Here is an 18,228-nt window from a genome sequence, read left to right on the forward strand (position 1 = left end):
CTTTTTTATGATCTATATTTTTGCTTTAAGGCTTCAGCAACTACTTCCGGAACGAGATCGGTGACATCCGACTGATACTTAGCCACCTCTTTTACAATACTAGAACTTAAGAAGGAGTGCTGGTTATTCGTCATCATGAAAAATGTTTCAATATCCTCCTCTAACTTACGGTTCATAGATGTGATTTGCATTTCATACTCAAAATCACTGACCGCACGTAAGCCTCGTAAAATGACATCAACATTTTTTCTTTTGGCATAATCAACGAGTAGACCCTGACTCTCATCACAGGATACATTTGGCAAATCACGCGTCGCTTCTTTTATCAATTCTAAACGCTCGTCCACTGAAAATAAAGGTGATTTCGATTGATTTTTGAAAACTGCGACAATGACGTGATCAAAAATTTTCGAACCGCGTCGAATAATATCTAAATGCCCATATGTAATTGGATCAAAGCTTCCGGGACAAATAGCTGTTTTTGGCATATATGTTCCTCCTATTTTTGGTATCGATAAATGGTTAATTCAGTTTGTGAGCTGTATTCTTCTCGCCTTACCATTGTATATCTATCAAAAGAATCTGGCAATTGTTCATCTTGAGAATGTTCACAAATAATTAAAGCTTGATTTTCTAATAACTCAAATTCATCCAATGCTTGACATAAATCCTCAAAAGATACCTTTCCATAAGGGGGGTCTAAAAATACATATTGAAACGTTTTGCCGCGTTTACTAGCGGCTTTAATAGCACGAAAAGCGTCATTACGGTATATTTGACATTGATTGTGAACGTCGAGTATTCGGGCGTTCTCGCGAATGGTTTGAATAGCATGGTACTGTTGATCGACAAAAACGACGTCGTCCATGCCACGGCTAATCGCTTCAAATCCTAACCCGCCGCTTCCAGCAAATAAATCCAGTGCACGTCCTCCATCAAAAAATGGACCAATCATTTGGAATAAAGCTTCCTTTACTTTATCTATTGTTGGCCTAGTTTTATGATTGGGTACTGCTTTTATAGCGTGTCCTTTATATTTTCCTGCGATTACTCTCATTTTAATCACCAACTTAAAAAACTTTTATATTTTTATGTATAAATTTTAACCTAATTGGTCAAAATTAATTCTAGAACGGAACTAAGAGGAATCCGTTCGATTCGGAGAAAGTCTTATCATTCCCCATAAGACCTTCTTCCGGTTTCTCCTCTCCCTTTTTGTACTCTCTCTGTGTTTTTGCAGAGAGTTGTGGCTCTTCTTTTAATTGAGGATTAAAAGAGAGCCACTTTTTTTACGCTTTTAAAATGGTTTAATTTCATTAAAGGATAAAAGACTTCTCTTAAAGGCCCGTTTTTCCTTATTGATTGATATTGATATTGTTTTGACCTACATCAATTGAAAAAGGAAATATTTGAGACGCAAGTGATGTGTTAATATACAACTTGTTATTAATATCCACCAGTAGTTGTTCATCAATCTGATAATTCGCTTCATTAATAATATATAAATCGCGTTCAGGATAAAAACGAAAACGATTAGTGCCATCATGAACAAGTAGTTCTTCATCATTAGTTTTAGTCAAGGTCATCCCGGTTATTTCGATTAAAGATTCTAACGGTAAATACGACTGTTTTTCGTAAATAATACCCTGCCATTCCTGATCAACTGGTTTTTGATTTAAAGTAATAATTCTTTGGTCCATTCCATAAAACGGCGTAAATTTTTCCTTTGAATGATTCAACGTAAAAAAGTTCGTATGAATGTCTAATGGTAACAATGATTGCTCTAATATATTGGCTAAATGATTATCTGATTGGTCGAGATTTAACAATTCATCTAACCATTCATCTTTTTTGTTACCCGTTACAGATTGTCTTAAACTCTCAAGCATTTGTTTGCCTTTACTCGTTTGTAAATCCGTAGTAAAAAAATAAGCATTAACGACATCTAATAACAAACCGCTTTCTTCTTTCTCATCCGTTAAGCTCAATAATTTTGAGGTCAATAATGATGAGACAATGTGTCTTTTTTCACTACTATTTAAAACAGAAAGGCTTTCTAGCTTTAATGGATCAAGCTTAGGGCTCACAATAAAAATTTGCCTTACATCTTGAAAACCTCGATTTAATAAATCATTAAAAGGCTGGAGTTTTATCGGAATCGATGACACAAGATTAACTCGGTCGTTCAAACTATAGCTATCATATTGTCCCTTTATATTGACCAATGGAATGTCGGTATCGGATTGAAAGGTCCATTCCTGGTACCGAATATGGTCGAGTGTTTCTGAAAAGGTTGGCTGTTGATGCGTAAACCAATGGCTATTAACTCCACTTGGACTAGTTAAGGTTGTTTTTACTGGAGTCTTAATAAGGCCATCTTTATCATAAACCTCAGGTAACCAACTTAAAAAGTAGTTTATCTCTTCGTTCTGTAAAGGAAGATGATAGGATAAGATCACAACTTGCTTTTGTTCGAGCTTAAGTTGGTTCTCATCCTCTAAACACACTTGACCTTCTGAAAGGTTACAGGTGAAATGTTTGGCATGTTCAGGCTGATTAATGGTATATGTATCAGATGGTAGATGTTCAATCAATACCTGAACAGAAAGTTGACTCTCATTCTCTTTTAACTCAATATTTATGGTAGGTTGTTGCTGTTGTTGGTGATCGACTTGGCTAGATTGATAATCAAGCCATTGATACGCCCCTAATACTATACTGACAATTATCATAAATGCTGTCATAACTATCAATCTCATAAGCCATCTTCCTTTAACGGTAGTCGACTCTATTCTATCAAAAGCGACAACAAGTTTCATAAAGAAATCTCATCGAGTGTTAATTTTTTATTGGAGCAGTACTCTACGTGCCAATAACGTCTAATCATGCTACATTTAAACGGGAGGTAAAAACAGTTAACAAATAATTAGAAAAATCTTATAATTTATGGTAATAATTAAAGTAACAATTTTTCCATTATTATGAGGTGAGAGAAATGAATCAGCAAAAAGTAGGCATTGGAGAAGCGGCAAAAATATTAGGTGTTTCAGACCAAACACTTAGGAATTAGGAGAAAAAAGGTTATATTGAGGTTGAACGAACTCCTTTGGGGCACCGTCGTTATTCCATGGAACAACTTCTTCAACACGGGGAAAAATCTAAATCATTAGAAGCGAAACATGTTGCTATTTATGCTAGAGTTTCAACAAAGAAACAAGCAGATGCAGGGAATTTAGTACGACAGAAATAACGTCTAACTGAATATGCTGTTGCTAATAATTACAAAATTAATCATATTTTTGAAGATGCCGCTAGTGGTTTAAATGAAAACCGTAAAGGATTATCCAACCTTCTAAAAGCAATAAAGGAAGAAGAGAACTCTTATCTAATTATTGAATATAAAGATAGACTCGCACGTTTTGGCTATCATTATCTTGAGAATCATTTAAATGGGTTAGGTTGTAAGATTATTATTCTTGAAGAAAAAAGTATAAATGGAGAGCAATAACTAGTTGAGGACTTAATCGCCATTACAACATCATTTTCAGCACAAATTTACGGTAAACGTGTCTCTCAAGAAATAGAAAAAACGTTAAAGCGAGGTGTAAACGATGAAAACAGTTCGGATGATTAAACTTCATCCCAATACAGAAGAAAAGAAGCATTTAGATGATCTGATGCGTGTTTTTTCTTCGATGAAACGATATGCATTTAATCGATTGCTTGAAGGTCAATCTGTTGGCTATTTAAACAAGACCATGCCAGCTAAGTTTAAGGTGAATAAACGGTATGCGGAAGATGCTGTATTGTTAGCGCAATCGATCATTACTAGTCAACAAGAGTTACTACCTCAACGTATCGAAGATACGGAAGCAAAGATTCAAAAAACAGAACGAAAGATTCATGATTATCAAACAGGTCGAAAAACACCTAAAGTGGTGGATTTAGAAACTTGCTTAAAAGGACTAGGAAAGCGCGCCGAAAAACTACAAGCCAAACTTTACGATTTACAACAACATCAAGAAAACAGCACAATCCCTACTGTCATCTTTGGAGGGCGTAAAAACTTCATAGAGCGTAGGAAATGAAATCTGACTAATGAAGAATGGAAAGACCTTCGCACTAACGAATTATATGCTCGTGGTGATAAAAGTAAGAAAGGGAACCTTAACATCCGCTTAGTACATCGTGACGGTACATTTTATTTTGATATCAGTGATCCGTTACGTAAGGAAGAAGGAAAACGACAAGCACCTCGTTTCGAGGTAGAATCTTCGATTCCAGATAAATATGTTCAAGACATCATCGCTACGGTGATGCCGGATGAAGTTCATGTAAAAGGAAAAACGATGGAATTCTATCAAGCATATACGGTTCAAATTAAACGTAAAAACGGAGATTATTACGCCCATTTCATCTACGATGAAACAGAATATGGAGAGGTATTAGTAAGCCGGACAGACATCTTAAAAGACGTTGTAGCTGGTATTGACATTAATATTGACCACATTTCAGTTAGTTTAGCTACAAAGCAAGGCAACTTTATTGAAAGTAAGAATTTTTACTGTCATGAATTGGAGTATGTGGGTTCAAATAAGCGTGACAATATAATTGGTGAGACTGTAAAAGCATTCTTTGAATGGTTACTCTCAAAAAACGTTGGAGCGATTATCATTGAAAATATGACATTGAGTCAACAACATGATACAAACCGAAAGTTTAATCGTTTAACACACAATTTTAAGAAGAAAAAGTTAATTGAATGTATCATTCGTCGAGGGTTACGTTATGGATTTTTAATCAAAAAAATCAATCCTGCTTATACGTCCGTTATTGGACGATTCAAATATAGCAAAAAATATGGAATTTCTGTTCATGAAGCAGCCTCTTTTGTGATTGCGCGAAGAGGCTTAGGATTTAAAGAAAAAATGCCGAAGGCATTGATACATGAATTAAAGAAAAAAGTAAAACCGCATTTGATTGCAAAACTTGGTTCCATGGAAGAAACCGAAAAGCAATCCGAACAAGGAAAAAGGCGGCGTAAGTATCTAGGAATGTTGCTTCATAAAATAAACAATTTTAAAGACATCCATTTATGGTCATTATGGAATATCGTTCGTAAAACTTTATGGTTAGACCAACATCAAATGAAACTGAAGGAGGTGTAACCTGGGGCTAAAATTTACTTGACTTGCGGTAGCTGATCTACGGAAGAAATGGTTTTATCGCAAGCAGCCGTCCCTAACAGGGAGCCGTAGATTGTCTTGTACAGTAGGTACATGACAGAGGGTGAGAACCCTCTTCTAACGGAGTGGAGTGAGAATCTTCACGGTATGTCACGTTTTCTTGGTTCAGTGGCGATTTAGATTTTTATAGATTTTAGTAACCAGGAATGATCATGACACAACGAATCATAAAACTAGGTGAGGGGTATGGTGATGTGTTTGAATTATTTACATTAATGGAAGCCATGCCAGATCGAGTAGACCGACTACTGGCTTTACACACCATTAAAAACGATGAAGAAAGGACTTCATTAGCCTGTATATTTAAACCGACAAATCAAGGGAATTTCCATCCGATTTATATCTGTTTAGAAGGTATTCCTAAACCTAATGACCAAAGAAATAAGCGATATGAAATGTTTAAAGCGTTAAGTGAACAGTTTGATAAACCTATCGTTGAATTTACTGTCCCTCCTTCAGAAACGTATCACGAGGAAGAACAATATTTTCAACAAATCATCGCTGTTCTACGATTAAATCATTTGTTACCACCCATTTAAAAAGAGCTAAAACGGCGATGCCGTTTTAGCTCTTCTAGAATACACTCTTCATTTCATATTCCTTATCCTTCTTCGGAACCTTTGTTTGATATACAGTATCAATATAAGGTTTATAGGAAATTTCAACATTTTTTACAAAATTCAAACGTCGAATTTGTTCCAGCGTGTCTTCGATTTGGTCTTGATCAACATATATAAGTAAGTATCTCTGCTTTCTTGATGCATAAATGAGATGCCCATAACGTCTTAATCGTTTAGCATATTTAATATGTTTAACCCATACGATAATTCCTTGTCGTTTTGTTATCATGTTAAGACCTCATTTCGTACCAAATTAAGAGGCTTGGCAACCGCATTGTCCACCACTACCACAGCCGCAACCAGAACCAGTATCTTTTAACGCAACCCCATCTCGTGGCGCTTTAATATTTTCGCTCACTGAATTAGCAATAATTTCAGATACATCATCCAACAATCCTTGTAAAAGCGTTTCAGACTGTTTATAAATCGCAACCGTATCATGCATATCCAAATCGCGTTTAATCGTTCTGACTTCCTTCATAATTTTACTATAATCGGGATGATAACGTCCGAAGCGCTGGACATCTTCATAATGGTCCTTTGTATTCGTGAAATTTTGCATCAGCTCTTGAGCTTTAGGATCAAGGTATAAATCTTCTTTTCTTTGTTGATATATATCAAAGTCTTCTGATTGCTTTATCATTTGGCCTAGTTTTTCTGCCTGCTCTAAAGCCTCTATAACTTCTATATTAGCGAGCATAAACCCACCTCCGTATATCTTATCTTATCAAAAAGTTAACCAAATGACTACCTTATTGTTTGATCATAAGCATAGCCTTAATATAGTGAAGAAAGTGGCGTTTATGCTACAAAACCCTAGAAGAACTGGTTGTGGTTACTAAAGGGGTTCTGGCCTTGATTTTGACTGAATGGGTTCTGGCTCGGTTGGTTTACTTGATTTTGACCTTTTGTTTCTTTTAGAAACTTTTGTACCTGATCAATCGTTTTAGACAGGTTATTAACCTGTTTTTCAAGCTGTTCAAAATCAATTTTAGATATGGTATCAAAAACATTAGATAATTTCTTCATATAATCATTTTTAGAGCTATTACTTGAAGCTGTCTTTAGTTCATATCGGTCCCAAAATTGATCATCATCGCCATCATGACGCCATATATCGAATAATTGCTGCCATGTATATTTACCGCTTCTAACCTCTTCAACAATGCCATCACGATCTTGTACAAACTTCTTAAATTTTTGAACTTCATCAGGTAATTGAAGACTCAATATGATCACATCCTTCATAATACTTGCTGTAATATTATAATTTCAATTGGGTGAATGTGTGTCTACTTATGACAAATAATTTGACTAAATTGTTACACATTCACAATATTTACTTAGAAATAATTGATTAATTCACTTTTTCATAATATGATGAATTTAAGATGATACTAATGTTAGAGGTGAAGGAAATGAAATTAGAAAACACTGAAATTCAAGACACTGTATTAGATTTACAACCACTCACATATATTATGGAAAGAAATGGTTTTGTTCTAGCAGGTCAATGGGATTACGAACGCGTCACATATGATTACAAAGTTAACTCACCAGAAAAAAACATCACTTATTATATTCGCGTTCAAGGTCATGCAATTGAAGGTGATGTAGATTCAGGTAAAGCTGTTATTAAAATACTTACACCTTTATTAGGAATACACCATTACCCACATGGTGTTGAATATGGTGAAGAACAAGGCTTCCCTCAAAACATCATTGATAAGGCTGAACGTATCCTCAATAATGTTGATGATCAACTTAAGCAATTCCAAGCAGAAACTAATTAATTTAATGCACACTCTGACAGGTAGGTTGGTGTTTAACACTTGGCCTACCTGTAAACACTATATGATATAAAACTTACCAAGGACCATCTACAATGATGTTAGAGTTGAAAGGGGACTTAAATGCAATTGTTCAAAAATGTAACCAAAAAACAGTGGACAATTCTAATTTATATCGTTTTATTATTACTGTTTGCCTACTTCATCTTGCCGATTTCAGTCCCACTCATCTTAGCTTTTCTAACTGCTTTATTTGTGAATCCACTTGTTCGGCTTTGCACAAGGCGTTTCCGCGTCAACCGAAAAATAGCAGTTTCAATTGTCTTTATCCTACTCATCAGTATTCTTGCTACCATTGGTACGTACACAACGATAAAAGCCATTGGGCAGATTAAAAATATACAGGATAATATTCCAACCTACATAAGCGAAATTGAAACAGAACTAACTGAGTTAAGAACTAAAGTAGAGGATTATACAGAGGATTGGCCGGACGAATTTGTTGAACAGGCTGAAAATCAAGTTTCAACGACTTTATCAAAGTACGGAGAGCAGCTTGAGGAAATTGATTACATTGATAATATTACACAGCTCTTTATGAAGGTTCCAAACTTCTTAATTAATTTACTAGTCTATCTCATCGCCCTATTCCTATTTATGCTAGAGTTACCAAACATAAGAAATAAGTTTTATAGTATAATGACAGATGAGACTCAAGAAAAGTTTAAATTCATGAATGCCCGCTTATCTTACGTTTTATTAGGCTTTTTAAAGGCCCAATTTTTAGTGAGTTTAATCATATTCACCGTTACCTTAATTGGTTTATTAATCATTACGCCTAAAATAGCATTAATCATGTCCATCATAATATGGCTTGTCGACTTAATCCCGATTATTGGTTCCATAATTGTATTAGGGCCATGGTCACTCTATATGTTCTTTACGGGAGATATCATGTTAGGTACACAACTTGCAGTATTAGCGATCATTCTTTTAGCCATTAGAAGAACGGTGGAACCGAAAGTGATGGGGCACCATATCGGGTTGTCTCCATTACCAACACTTATTGCAATGTTTTTAGGGTTACAATTAATAGGCTTCTTAGGATTTTTCCTCGGCCCAATATTCGTCATTCTATTTAACTCAGCAAAAGAAGCTGGCATTATCAAATGGAACATGAAAATATAAAAGCGTTCTGATAAGTTATCAGAACGCTTTTTTTAACCCAAAATGGCCCTAAATAAATTCGTACTATAGCCACCTTCATATATAATGTAAAGCAATAAATAAACGACGACACCTGTGATGGCTGTACCGAACCAGATTACGCTTGTTACAGGTCCGATTTTTCGATGTTTCGTAATGTTTCGTTTAAACGCTAAAGTTAATGTAATTATACCGAATATAGCTCCTGTAGTAGCTAGAATGATATGAAAGATCAAAAACACAGTATAATAGATTTTAACATCGTCTGGTCCACCAAAGCTTGTATTACCAATAAATATCGTTCGAGACATGTACAAAATGAAAAATGATAGAGCGAATACAGCCGCGGTAATCATCACATTTTTGTGTTGCCTTCTTTTATCCTTTGAAATGAGAACCCATCCGATTGCTACACATATAGCGCTTAGTACAATGAATAATGTACTAATTGTTGCCAAAAATGGTATATTCATGTTCATCAACCTCTTTCAACATTAGGGGTTATCTTTTGCTGTGATGGTAATGGATCAATCTCGCGACTTTCACTATTATACCAATTAAAGAAGACCTTCGCTAAAACACCACCATAAACGACTTCCTGTAAAACCTTCATAATAATACCCGCTGCTTGTTGGTCGTATACTAACGGCATATTTAGGAAAATTTGCGGACCACCTAAACTCATACCTTGTAATACATCAACTGGAACACATAGCGCTAACGCCGTCATAAACGCATCTGGTTCAGAATAAGTCGCATATAACGGGGAATCAGCGAAAATAATTAGAGCACATGCTGGTGTTATTAAGAAGCCATTACCGAAAATATAAATGATTCGATATAATGGTCTCATGAAAAATTGTTCTTTTAATGGACTTAATAACGGCCACCACATACAAAACGCAGCAAATAAAATAATTAACGTAACGCTCCAATGAATAAAGTTATTCGTTTTTGAAAAATCTAGAATGGCTGGGATATGATAGAGCGAAAACAATCCATTAAAAAGGATGATCGCAATTAATGGTTTAGTTAATAAAGTTAACACCTGTTTGATGCCTTTCGTATTAAATAATTTTCGCCACCATTCAACAGGTAAACCTCTAATGATTAATATTGGAACCAGTAGATAGAAAATCGCCATTTGAATCATATGTGCCATCAATACAATGTGCGATAATAAATAAACAGGAGATCCCTTTACAACGTAAAACAGGAATAATGCAATATAAACACCAATCTTCTGCTTCACTGTTGGAGCTTTGTTAACCCCTGCTTTATGCTTTAAAGGGCCAGTAAATAAGTAATATAATAAACCTAAAACAATCGTTATAATCATGATTTCTGGATTCCACAACGCTTCGAACCCAAAGATTTGAATTTTATCCCACATGTTTTATCACCTCGAAGGTCGCTACTTTCAAATTTAAGTATACATGAATCTAACTGATATCTCGACTAATTCCACCATCGTTAATAAAATTGTTGAATTTAAAAAGAGCTATACGCTTAAGAAAACGTATAGCTTCCTCTATCATTTTATTTTAATCCGAACAGGCTCTTCTATCCAATGTGGATAGGCGCTCAATTCAACTGTCACGATTCCTTCTGTTCGCTCGATGGATTGACCATAAGTATCTCTTTCCTCACCATCAACGATTTCGGTCGTGCCATGACTATGATTTGTTTCAATCTCATTTCCAGACTCATTTATGACTTGACCAAATGGAACACTATAAAATTCTTCATTGGCCTTCATACTCAACGTCAAATAACCATGCGATTCATATTCAAAATCGACAAATTGGTTATATGGATCAAATAATATTTTATCTTGATCCAAATCTAATTTGAGATACGCTTCGTCTTTTGGCAGTGCTTGAAGCTTAGAAAATTCTAAATATAGTTCATCTGGTATATCAAAATAGTTGCTCTCCAAATAGTAAGAGATATAACCTTCGTCATCAGGTCCTGTACGTGTTGTTCCGTTTGAAATACCACCCCATTCTTCACCACTTCCATCAACTAAACGCATATCTTCAATGCCAAAAATTTTCATATCATTACTAGCGTCGTATTGAATTTGAACAGCAGTTCGAGTTGGATGGATGTCTATAGATTCAATCAATATACTCTGACCTTGGACGGTAACTTCCTCATTGATGTCATATTGTATCGGGTCAGGATTTTTTTGTGCTTCGAAAGGTATAGAAAAATGGATACCGTTACTCGGACTTAGTTTTGCATTAAACACAAATTGTTTGGCCTTAATTGGTTCTTGGCTAAAATATTTATACGTTCCACTAAATTCATTATTGTCACCCTTTTCCGGAGAACCATATGATGAAGAACCACCAGGTAATCTTTCACCATTTGAGTCCGTAATTGATATATCGCCCAAGTACAATCGTCTCTTCGATTCATCACTCTTTATCGTATAGAATACAATTAGTCCATGTTGATCCCGAATGACACCATCAATGGTTAATTCATAATCCCCCTGTTTTTGTGACATACCAATCGGTTCATAATAATCATGATCATATGCAGTTTCTAACCCCTTATCCTGCGATATTAATTCCACAATCTTATTAATTCCTGGTACTTGAGAAACTTGCTCTTGAAAACGCGGTGAGAAATTTATTATGGCTATAAAACCAAATAATAATACAGCAGCTGTCGTGATGGCTGTCATCATCACAGGTTTTAGTTTTGAGCCCTTTTGTTTTGCTTTTTGGAAACCTTGATCAATCGCAGCATCGATTTTATCCAAATTAGAATCAAACTCTTGATATTCTTCTTTCCATTTTTCTAATTCATGCTCAATTGAATCTTTCATTCATGCCACCCTCCTTGTCATCACCTAGATCCTTCTTTAACTTTTTTAAAGCAGAGTGAATATTCGTCTTTAACGTACCTTCTGGTTGACTAAATTGCATAGCTAATTCTTTATAAGTAAAACCGTGAAAATATTTTAAATAAATCAGTTCTTGTTCATGATCATTTAATTGTTTGATCGCATCATCTATCCATACTTTTTGGAAATCAGAAGAATGACTTGCACGTTCAGCCTGACGCTTAAATGGAAGATATCGTTTTTGTTTTTTTATTACATCCTGACAATAGTTGATCATGATTCGAATCAACCATGTCTTTAAATACTCTGGCTTTTTAAGTTGTTTTCTCTTTTTATACGCGCGATATGTAACCTCTTGGATAGCTTCTAAAGCATGATCCTTATTTTTCAAAAAGGCTAAAGCTGTTTTATATAAATCCACACGATAATGCTTCATCGCCAGCAAAAACACATCATCGTCTTGATGAAATTGATCCAAGTCAATAGAATCCAATACAACCCCCTCCTTTTCTCTATCTAAACATTAGACATATTTATAGACATTTCGTTTTAAAAAATTATATTTTTAACACAAAAAATAAAAGCCAGTACAATGACTGGCTTTTACTTTACTAGCTTTAACTTTTAATCGCAATTAGTTTTTCATTTTTGGATCCAGTGCGTCTCTTAATCCATCACCAATTAAGTTAAATCCTAATACGACCAACATAATGGATATACCAGGGAAAATTAATGTCCATGGTGCTAGTTGTATAAAATCTCTGGAATCCGCTAACATTTTCCCCCATTCTGGATTGGGAGGCTGTGCACCAAGTCCTAAAAACCCTAAAGCTGCCGCCTCAAGTATAGCTGTACCAAAACCTAATGTTGCTTGGACAATAATAGGAGCTAAACTATTTGGCAAAATATGATTAAAAATGATCCTACCATTCTTTAACCCTTGTGCCTTTGCAGCTAAAATATATTCTTCTTCACGTAAGCTGATCACTTTAGAACGAACTAATCGTCCAAAAATTGGTATATTAATAATAGCGATGGCTATTAACGCGTTTTGTAATGAAGGGCCAAGAATTGCTACAACGGCAATAGCTAATAGAATACTAGGGAATGCTAATAAAATATCAAAAATCCGTGAAATTAGCATATCAATCCATTTTCCAAAATATCCTGAGACAATTCCTAAAAATGTACCAAATATTAAGGCACCAACAATAGCAAAGAAACCGACCGCTAATGAGATACGAGCACCATAGGCGATGCGTGTAAAAATGTCACGCCCAACATCATCTGTACCTAGCCAATAGTCACTATTTGGTGGTGTTAATCGGTCCTTTAAAAACTGTTCATCATAGCCATATCCTGTAATGAATGGCGCTATAATCCCTAATATTAAAAAGAATAAAATGATAACTGTACCGGTAATAGCTAAAGGACTTTTCCGTAATTGTCTAAATGCATCTCTCCACGGTGAGATGGCTTGGATTTCCTCAGGGTCTTCATGAAATTGTACGGGGTTGGAATCTATTTCTTCAGACTGTTGCTTCTTTTCTTCAGTGCTCATTATTATCCCCCCTAATATTTGATCCTAGGGTCGACATATGCGTATAACAAGTCGACGATCAAGTTTATCAGTACAAAAATAAATGCGATAACTAAAATTCCGGACTGTATCACTGGATAATCACGATAGGTAATTGCATCGTAAACATAACGACCAATCCCTGGCCAACTGAAGATCGTTTCGGTTAAAATCGCACCACCTAGTAATACACCAGTTTGTAAACCTATAACAGTTAAGACGGGTATTGTCGCATTTCTAAGCGCATGTTTATAAATCAGTAGAAATTGTCCTGATCCCTTCGCTCTTACAGTACGGATATAATCTGACTTCATCACTTCTAACATGCTTGAACGCGTCATACGAGCAATAATAGCCATGGGGATTGTCCCTAATGCAATACTAGGTAAAACAAGATGTTTTAAAGAAACAAACAACCTTTCAAAATCCATATGTAAAATCGAATCTAACACATAAAAATGCGTAATAGGATCAATTGGGTCTCGACTACTTTCCCTTCCACTAGAAGGTAACCAGCCTAATTCTTGAGCAAATAACCATTGTTCCATTAACGCCAACCAAAATATTGGCATAGAGACACCAATTAACGCGAAAACCATTGCAAAAAAATCAAACCAAGAATTTTGCTTCCACGCACTAATAATTCCCGCATTAACACCAATTACAATGGCAAATATCATGGCAAAGATTGTTAACTCTGCTGTAGCTGCTAACTTTGGCAGTATTTCCTCAGAGATACTTGCTTTCGTCTTGAGGGAAGTGCCTAAATCCCCTTGTAAGAGATCCGCCATATAAATACCATATTGGACAACTTTTGGTTCATTTAACCCTAAATTCTCTTCAAGATTCTGAATAGCCTCTTCAGTAGCTGTTTCACCCAAAATAACTTGGGCTGGGTTACCGGGAATTAAATGAACAATTGAAAACGTGATAATGGTCATTCCTAATAATACTGGTATAAGAATTAATAATCGTCTTATCGTATAGGCAAGCATGTTTTCACCTCAATCATTGTCACTACCTAGCTGAACATTAAATAATAGAAGGTAGTAGAGGTAGCCCTACTACCCTCTAATCTTTAATTACTTAGTTCTACTTCTGCTAATGATTCACTTGTTGAAGGATGAGGTACATAGTTTTCAACATAACTAGCTGCTGCTAAGACAGGTCTTGAATGAACTAATGTAACCATAGGTGAATCTTCTGAAATTAAAACCTGTGCCTGTTTATAAAGATCCGCACGCTCATCCTGATCAATCGAAACTTTTGCTTGATCAAGTAACTCGTTTACTTCTTCATTTTCATAGAAAGTACGGTTACCTTCTCCAACGTTATCTCCATGTAATAAACTACTTAAGAAATAATCAGGATCACCATTTGTACCTGACCAACCTAGCATAAACATTTCTTGTTCACCATTAGATGTTTTTTCAAGATATGGCGCCCATTCTTCTCTAACAATGTTTACTGTAATGCCGATTTGAGATAAGTCTGCTTGAATAATTTCTGCTACCGTTTCTGGATCTGGCATGTATGGACGAGCTACTGGCATAGTCCATAAATCAATTTCTAAACCGTCAGCATAACCTGCTTCTGCTAATAATTCCTGTGCTTTCTCAAGGTCATATTCATAACCTTCAACCTCATCATTGTAGCCTAAATAACTTGGTGGAACTGGGTTTTTAGCTGGTACGGCATAGCCATTATATAAAGCATCTGCAATTGCCTCACGATCAACTGCGTGATTAATAGCTTGACGCAATTTCTTATTATCTAAAGGTGCTTTTTGTGTATTAAAACCAAGATAACCAAAATTGTTTTCTGCACGCGTATATAAATCTATACCTTCTTCCTGTTCTACAATATCGGCATCGTCTGGGTTAAGACCATCCATAATGTCAAGCTCGCCAGAACGAAGCGCGATTAAACGTGCGGAGTTATCTGGAATAACTTCAAAGATAACGCGATCAAGTTTTGGTAATCCTTCTTTCCAATAGTCCTCGTTTTTCTCTAGAACAATTTGGTCATCTCTCGTCCAGCTTTCAAATTTAAATGGTCCAGTTCCTACAGGATTTTCGTTAATAGCTGGGCCATATTCTTCTAAAGCTGCTGGAGATGTGATGGCAAAATAACTCATCGCCATGTTTTGAAGGAAGAAACCAAGCGGTTGTTTTAATACAAATTCAATTTCATGATCATTCACCACGTTAATTTCATCAATGACATGGTCTTCGTCACCTTTAAATCCACCAAACATCGTTCCATAAATAGCATAGGTATAACCTTCTTCTGTAAATGCATATTCATGCTCTGGATCAGCCCAACGCTCGAAGTTAGTTTTAACAGCTTCGGCATTAAAGTCTGTGCCGTCATGGAATTTAACCCCTTCTTCTAGATAGAATGTGTATGTTAGTCCATCGTCACTAACTTCCCAATCATGAGCTAAGCCTGGTACTACTTCAAAGCTTTCTTTGTCAAAATCTAATAAACTTTCATAGATTTGCTTTGTAACACGAGATGATTCACCATCTGTTGTACTCGCAAAGTCCAAACTCTCTGAATCACCACCGCGACCAAAGACTAAAACTTGCTCACCTTCTTCAGCATCAGCCTCTTCAGATTCTGATTCAGATTCAGACTCCGAATCAGTTCCACTTTCTTGTTCGCCAGTTTCATCATCTGAAGGTTCCTCAGTCTCACCTGATTCATCATTACATGCTGCCAGAATTAACATAAAAGATAGCAGCATGATAAATAAAAATGAAAACTTTTTCATTCCTTTACCCCCTAAAAAATTTATTATATTTTAGATAACATTTTGGCTTGTCTATTCGTATAGATGGCAAGCAACAAAATGTTGATCTTCAACTTCTTTAAATTCTGGTTTGATCTCTTTACAAACATCCATTGCCATTGGACATCTTGTATGGAATGGACATCCGCTCGGCGGATTTGAAGGACTTGGTACGTCTCCTTCAAGGATAATCCGCTCTTGTTGTTCATCTGGGTCTGTTATTGGCACGGCTGATAACAAGGCTTGTGTATAAGGATGCTTAGGATCTTCATAAAGTTGGTCCTTGGTTGTTAATTCAACCATACCCCCTAAATACATAACACCCACGCGATCACTAATATGTTTAACCACACTCAAATCATGTGCGATAAATAGATAGGTTAAATTATATTTATTTCTCAGTTTCTCCATTAAATTCAATATCTGGGATTGAACTGAAACATCTAAAGCTGAAACAGGCTCATCACAGACAATTAACTTAGGGTTATTCGCTAAGGCTCTAGCAATACCAATACGTTGTCGCTGTCCCCCACTAAATTGGTGCGGATACCTTGAAGCATGGTAAGCCTTTAGGCCAACATCTTCTAATAACTCCTTAACACGCTCCTGGCGTTCTTCTTTCGACTTCATGCCGTGAGTGAGCAAAGGCTCACTTATTATTTTTTCAACTGTATGTCTAGGATTTAAGGATGCATAAGGATCTTGAAAAATAATTTGCATATCTTTTCGTAGCTTCCGCATTTCTTCATCACTAATGTTAATGATGTTTTGCTCTTCAAAAAATACTTCACCATCAGTTGGTTCTATTAAGCGAAGAAGTGCTTTTCCTGTTGTTGATTTTCCACAACCTGATTCACCAACAATACCTAAAATCTCTCCTTCGTTAACTGAAAACGAAACATCATCGACGGCTTTAACCTCTCCTAGCTTTTTTCCCAATACACCGCCAGTGATATCAAAATATTTTTTAAGCTTTTTAACTTCTAAGATCGGCGTTGGCAAATTCCTCTACTCCCTTCTCTTCATCGTGTAAAAAGCAACGTGACTTTCGGTCTTCACCTAAAGAATATAATTCGGGATTAGCTTTAAAGCATCGATCAAATGCAAACTCACACCGAGATGCAAAACGGCAACCAACCTGCTCCATACTTGGCTTCATAACTGTTCCTGGAATAGAATAAAGCTTTTGCTCACGTTCATTTAACTTCGGTAACGATCGAATTAATCCCTTTGTATATGGGTGTTGTGGATCTTTAATTATTTCGCGAACGGTCCCTTCTTCTACAACCTGGCCTGAATACATGACGACGACACGATCACAAATTTCAGAAACAACACCTAAATCATGAGTAATTAACATAATGGAAGTGTCATTTTCTTTATTTAAATTTTTCATTAAATCTAGGATTTGTGCTTGAATCGTTACATCTAAAGCAGTTGTTGGTTCGTCTGCAATTAATACTTCAGGATTTAGTGCCATGGCCATTGCAATCATAACTCTTTGTCTCATTCCACCTGATAGTTGATGTGGGTATTCATCAATCACTTCTTTTGCTCGAGGAATACCTACTTGATGTAACATTTGTATGGCCCGTTCATTGGCTTCTTTTTTATTAATTTTTTCATGTAAACGAATGCCTTCAATTAATTGATTTCCAATCGTAAATAATGGATCTAATGAGGTCATTGGCTCTTGAAATATCATAGCTATAGAATTACCACGAATTTTACGCATTCTTTTTTCACTGGCTTCGGCTAAATTTTCACCCTTATAAAGGATTTCCCCACCAACAATTTTTCCAGGAGGCTTTGGTATTAGCTGCATAACAGATAATGAGGTTACGCTTTTTCCACACCCTGATTCGCCAACTATTCCAACGACTTCGCCTTTATGTAATTTAATGCTAACGCCATCAACAGCAGGAACTTCACCGCTATCTGTAAAAAAGTGTGTATGTAGATCATTTAATTCTAGCACGACATCTTCCAATGTAACTCCCCCTGCCTTTTTTAATGAAATATTGCTATTTTTCGGAACTATGTGATTATTAATATACTGAAAATTATGGATATATTCAAGTAAATTTTTAAAATAAACGAAACTAATTTTCCTTACTTGGATTTGTGGTGAGGGAT

General features: G+C 35.8%; 21 protein-coding genes and 1 pseudogene. 7 read left to right on the forward strand and 15 right to left on the reverse strand.

Going from position 1 to position 18,228, the window contains the following annotated elements:
- Positions 1-5 precede the first annotated feature (5 nt).
- The 3 genes from coaD to BLP77_RS03755 all read right to left on the reverse strand — a co-directional run bounded on the left by coaD (position 6) and on the right by BLP77_RS03755 (position 2,759).
- Positions 6-488 carry a pantetheine-phosphate adenylyltransferase gene (coaD, locus tag BLP77_RS03745; protein ID WP_093855781.1) on the reverse strand — a complete coding sequence of 161 codons (483 nt, stop codon included), beginning with the start codon at positions 486-488 and terminating at the stop codon, positions 6-8.
- An 11-nt stretch (positions 489-499) separates the two neighbouring features.
- A complete protein-coding gene (gene rsmD, locus BLP77_RS03750; protein WP_093855782.1) occupies positions 500-1,057 on the reverse strand; it encodes a 16S rRNA (guanine(966)-N(2))-methyltransferase RsmD in 558 nt (185 codons plus the stop codon).
- Positions 1,058-1,355: 298 nt separating this feature from the next.
- Positions 1,356-2,759: a hypothetical protein gene (locus tag BLP77_RS03755; protein WP_093855783.1), complete on the reverse strand. Its 1,404-nt coding sequence runs from the start codon at positions 2,757-2,759 to the stop codon at positions 1,356-1,358.
- A gap of 368 nt (positions 2,760-3,127) precedes the next feature.
- On the opposite strand from BLP77_RS03755, the gene BLP77_RS16100 reads away from it, so the two are divergent.
- From BLP77_RS16100 to BLP77_RS03775, 5 genes and pseudogenes are all read left to right on the forward strand, one after another.
- The gene (locus BLP77_RS16100) at positions 3,128-3,250 is read left to right on the forward strand and encodes a hypothetical protein (RefSeq protein WP_281180289.1); all 123 of its coding nucleotides are present in this window, start codon (positions 3,128-3,130) and stop codon (positions 3,248-3,250) included.
- A 12-nt stretch (positions 3,251-3,262) separates the two neighbouring features.
- Positions 3,263-3,508: pseudogene (locus BLP77_RS16225) on the forward strand (recombinase family protein); the annotation flags it as partial.
- A gap of 103 nt (positions 3,509-3,611) precedes the next feature.
- Complete coding sequence (locus BLP77_RS15980; protein ID WP_245686794.1) at positions 3,612-4,088, forward strand: transposase; 477 nt, start codon at positions 3,612-3,614, stop codon at positions 4,086-4,088.
- 261 nt (positions 4,089-4,349) lie between these two features.
- Positions 4,350-5,168 (forward strand): IS200/IS605 family accessory protein TnpB-related protein, encoded by an 819-nt coding sequence (locus BLP77_RS15985; protein ID WP_245686795.1) that lies wholly within the window; start codon positions 4,350-4,352, stop codon positions 5,166-5,168.
- A 230-nt stretch (positions 5,169-5,398) separates the two neighbouring features.
- On the forward strand, positions 5,399-5,785 hold the full coding sequence (locus tag BLP77_RS03775; RefSeq protein ID WP_093855784.1) for a DUF7147 family protein: 387 nt from the start codon (positions 5,399-5,401) through the stop codon (positions 5,783-5,785).
- 34 nt (positions 5,786-5,819) lie between these two features.
- On the opposite strand, the gene BLP77_RS03780 is transcribed toward BLP77_RS03775, so the two are convergent.
- From BLP77_RS03780 to ylbD, 3 genes are all read right to left on the reverse strand, one after another.
- The gene (locus BLP77_RS03780; protein WP_093855785.1) at positions 5,820-6,095 is read right to left on the reverse strand and encodes a YlbG family protein; all 276 of its coding nucleotides are present in this window, start codon (positions 6,093-6,095) and stop codon (positions 5,820-5,822) included.
- Between the two features lie 24 nt (positions 6,096-6,119).
- Positions 6,120-6,566, reverse strand: a complete 447-nt coding sequence (locus BLP77_RS03785) for a YlbF/YmcA family competence regulator (protein ID WP_093855786.1) — start codon at positions 6,564-6,566, stop codon at positions 6,120-6,122.
- Between the two features lie 116 nt (positions 6,567-6,682).
- Positions 6,683-7,096 (reverse strand): spore coat protein YlbD, encoded by a 414-nt coding sequence (gene ylbD, locus BLP77_RS03790; RefSeq protein WP_176752948.1) that lies wholly within the window; start codon positions 7,094-7,096, stop codon positions 6,683-6,685.
- Between the two features lie 188 nt (positions 7,097-7,284).
- Between ylbD and BLP77_RS03795 the strand changes: the two genes are divergently transcribed.
- Both BLP77_RS03795 and ytvI read left to right on the forward strand, forming a co-directional pair.
- On the forward strand, positions 7,285-7,659 hold the full coding sequence (locus BLP77_RS03795) for a YugN family protein (protein WP_093855986.1): 375 nt from the start codon (positions 7,285-7,287) through the stop codon (positions 7,657-7,659).
- Between the two features lie 126 nt (positions 7,660-7,785).
- Complete coding sequence (gene ytvI, locus BLP77_RS03800; RefSeq protein WP_093855987.1) at positions 7,786-8,844, forward strand: sporulation integral membrane protein YtvI; 1,059 nt, start codon at positions 7,786-7,788, stop codon at positions 8,842-8,844.
- A gap of 32 nt (positions 8,845-8,876) precedes the next feature.
- Here the strand turns inward: ytvI and BLP77_RS03805 are convergent, their stop codons facing one another.
- From BLP77_RS03805 to BLP77_RS03845, 9 genes are all read right to left on the reverse strand, one after another.
- On the reverse strand, positions 8,877-9,329 hold the full coding sequence (locus tag BLP77_RS03805; RefSeq protein WP_093855988.1) for a DUF420 domain-containing protein: 453 nt from the start codon (positions 9,327-9,329) through the stop codon (positions 8,877-8,879).
- An 11-nt stretch (positions 9,330-9,340) separates the two neighbouring features.
- Complete coding sequence (ctaG, locus tag BLP77_RS03810) at positions 9,341-10,255, reverse strand: cytochrome c oxidase assembly factor CtaG (RefSeq protein ID WP_093855788.1); 915 nt, start codon at positions 10,253-10,255, stop codon at positions 9,341-9,343.
- 141 nt (positions 10,256-10,396) lie between these two features.
- Entirely contained in the window at positions 10,397-11,701 is a 1,305-nt protein-coding gene (locus tag BLP77_RS03815; RefSeq protein WP_093855789.1) for a DUF4179 domain-containing protein, read from the reverse strand.
- Positions 11,685-12,212 carry a sigma-70 family RNA polymerase sigma factor gene (locus BLP77_RS03820; RefSeq protein WP_093855790.1) on the reverse strand — a complete coding sequence of 176 codons (528 nt, stop codon included), beginning with the start codon at positions 12,210-12,212 and terminating at the stop codon, positions 11,685-11,687. Before BLP77_RS03820 ends, BLP77_RS03815 begins: the two co-directional genes overlap by 17 nt.
- A 141-nt stretch (positions 12,213-12,353) precedes the next feature.
- The gene (locus tag BLP77_RS03825; protein WP_093855791.1) at positions 12,354-13,280 is read right to left on the reverse strand and encodes an ABC transporter permease; all 927 of its coding nucleotides are present in this window, start codon (positions 13,278-13,280) and stop codon (positions 12,354-12,356) included.
- 11 nt (positions 13,281-13,291) lie between these two features.
- Positions 13,292-14,293, reverse strand: coding sequence for an ABC transporter permease (locus BLP77_RS03830; RefSeq protein ID WP_093855792.1), 1,002 nt, complete (start codon positions 14,291-14,293; stop codon positions 13,292-13,294).
- Positions 14,294-14,376: 83 nt separating this feature from the next.
- A complete protein-coding gene (locus tag BLP77_RS03835; RefSeq protein WP_093855793.1) occupies positions 14,377-16,074 on the reverse strand; it encodes an ABC transporter substrate-binding protein in 1,698 nt (565 codons plus the stop codon).
- Positions 16,075-16,125: 51 nt separating this feature from the next.
- The gene (locus BLP77_RS03840; RefSeq protein ID WP_093855794.1) at positions 16,126-17,094 is read right to left on the reverse strand and encodes an ABC transporter ATP-binding protein; all 969 of its coding nucleotides are present in this window, start codon (positions 17,092-17,094) and stop codon (positions 16,126-16,128) included.
- Positions 17,069-18,082 carry an ABC transporter ATP-binding protein gene (locus BLP77_RS03845; RefSeq protein ID WP_093855795.1) on the reverse strand — a complete coding sequence of 338 codons (1,014 nt, stop codon included), beginning with the start codon at positions 18,080-18,082 and terminating at the stop codon, positions 17,069-17,071. Before BLP77_RS03845 ends, BLP77_RS03840 begins: the two co-directional genes overlap by 26 nt.
- Positions 18,083-18,228 lie beyond the last annotated feature (146 nt).

Source organism: Tenuibacillus multivorans, from assembly GCF_900103915.1.
Lineage (GTDB): Bacteria > Bacillota > Bacilli > Bacillales > Alkalibacillaceae > Tenuibacillus > Tenuibacillus multivorans.

Coding starts and splice junctions, on each gene's coding strand:
- BLP77_RS16100 (WP_281180289.1), top strand. CDS start 3,128: ATGGAACAACTTCTTCAACACGGGGAAAAATCTAAATCATTAGAAGCG.
- BLP77_RS03795 (WP_093855986.1), top strand. CDS start 7,285: ATGAAATTAGAAAACACTGAAATTCAAGACACTGTATTAGATTTACAA.
- rsmD (WP_093855782.1), bottom strand. CDS start 1,057: ATGAGAGTAATCGCAGGAAAATATAAAGGACACGCTATAAAAGCAGTA.
- BLP77_RS03780 (WP_093855785.1), bottom strand. CDS start 6,095: ATGATAACAAAACGACAAGGAATTATCGTATGGGTTAAACATATTAAA.
- BLP77_RS03815 (WP_093855789.1), bottom strand. CDS start 11,701: ATGAAAGATTCAATTGAGCATGAATTAGAAAAATGGAAAGAAGAATAT.
- ctaG (WP_093855788.1), bottom strand. CDS start 10,255: ATGTGGGATAAAATTCAAATCTTTGGGTTCGAAGCGTTGTGGAATCCA.
- BLP77_RS03755 (WP_093855783.1), bottom strand. CDS start 2,759: ATGAGATTGATAGTTATGACAGCATTTATGATAATTGTCAGTATAGTA.
- coaD (WP_093855781.1), bottom strand. CDS start 488: ATGCCAAAAACAGCTATTTGTCCCGGAAGCTTTGATCCAATTACATAT.
- BLP77_RS15985 (WP_245686795.1), top strand. CDS start 4,350: ATGGAATTCTATCAAGCATATACGGTTCAAATTAAACGTAAAAACGGA.
- BLP77_RS03835 (WP_093855793.1), bottom strand. CDS start 16,074: ATGAAAAAGTTTTCATTTTTATTTATCATGCTGCTATCTTTTATGTTA.
- BLP77_RS15980 (WP_245686794.1), top strand. CDS start 3,612: ATGAAAACAGTTCGGATGATTAAACTTCATCCCAATACAGAAGAAAAG.
- BLP77_RS03785 (WP_093855786.1), bottom strand. CDS start 6,566: ATGCTCGCTAATATAGAAGTTATAGAGGCTTTAGAGCAGGCAGAAAAA.
- BLP77_RS03830 (WP_093855792.1), bottom strand. CDS start 14,293: ATGCTTGCCTATACGATAAGACGATTATTAATTCTTATACCAGTATTA.
- BLP77_RS03775 (WP_093855784.1), top strand. CDS start 5,399: ATGACACAACGAATCATAAAACTAGGTGAGGGGTATGGTGATGTGTTT.
- BLP77_RS03825 (WP_093855791.1), bottom strand. CDS start 13,280: ATGAGCACTGAAGAAAAGAAGCAACAGTCTGAAGAAATAGATTCCAAC.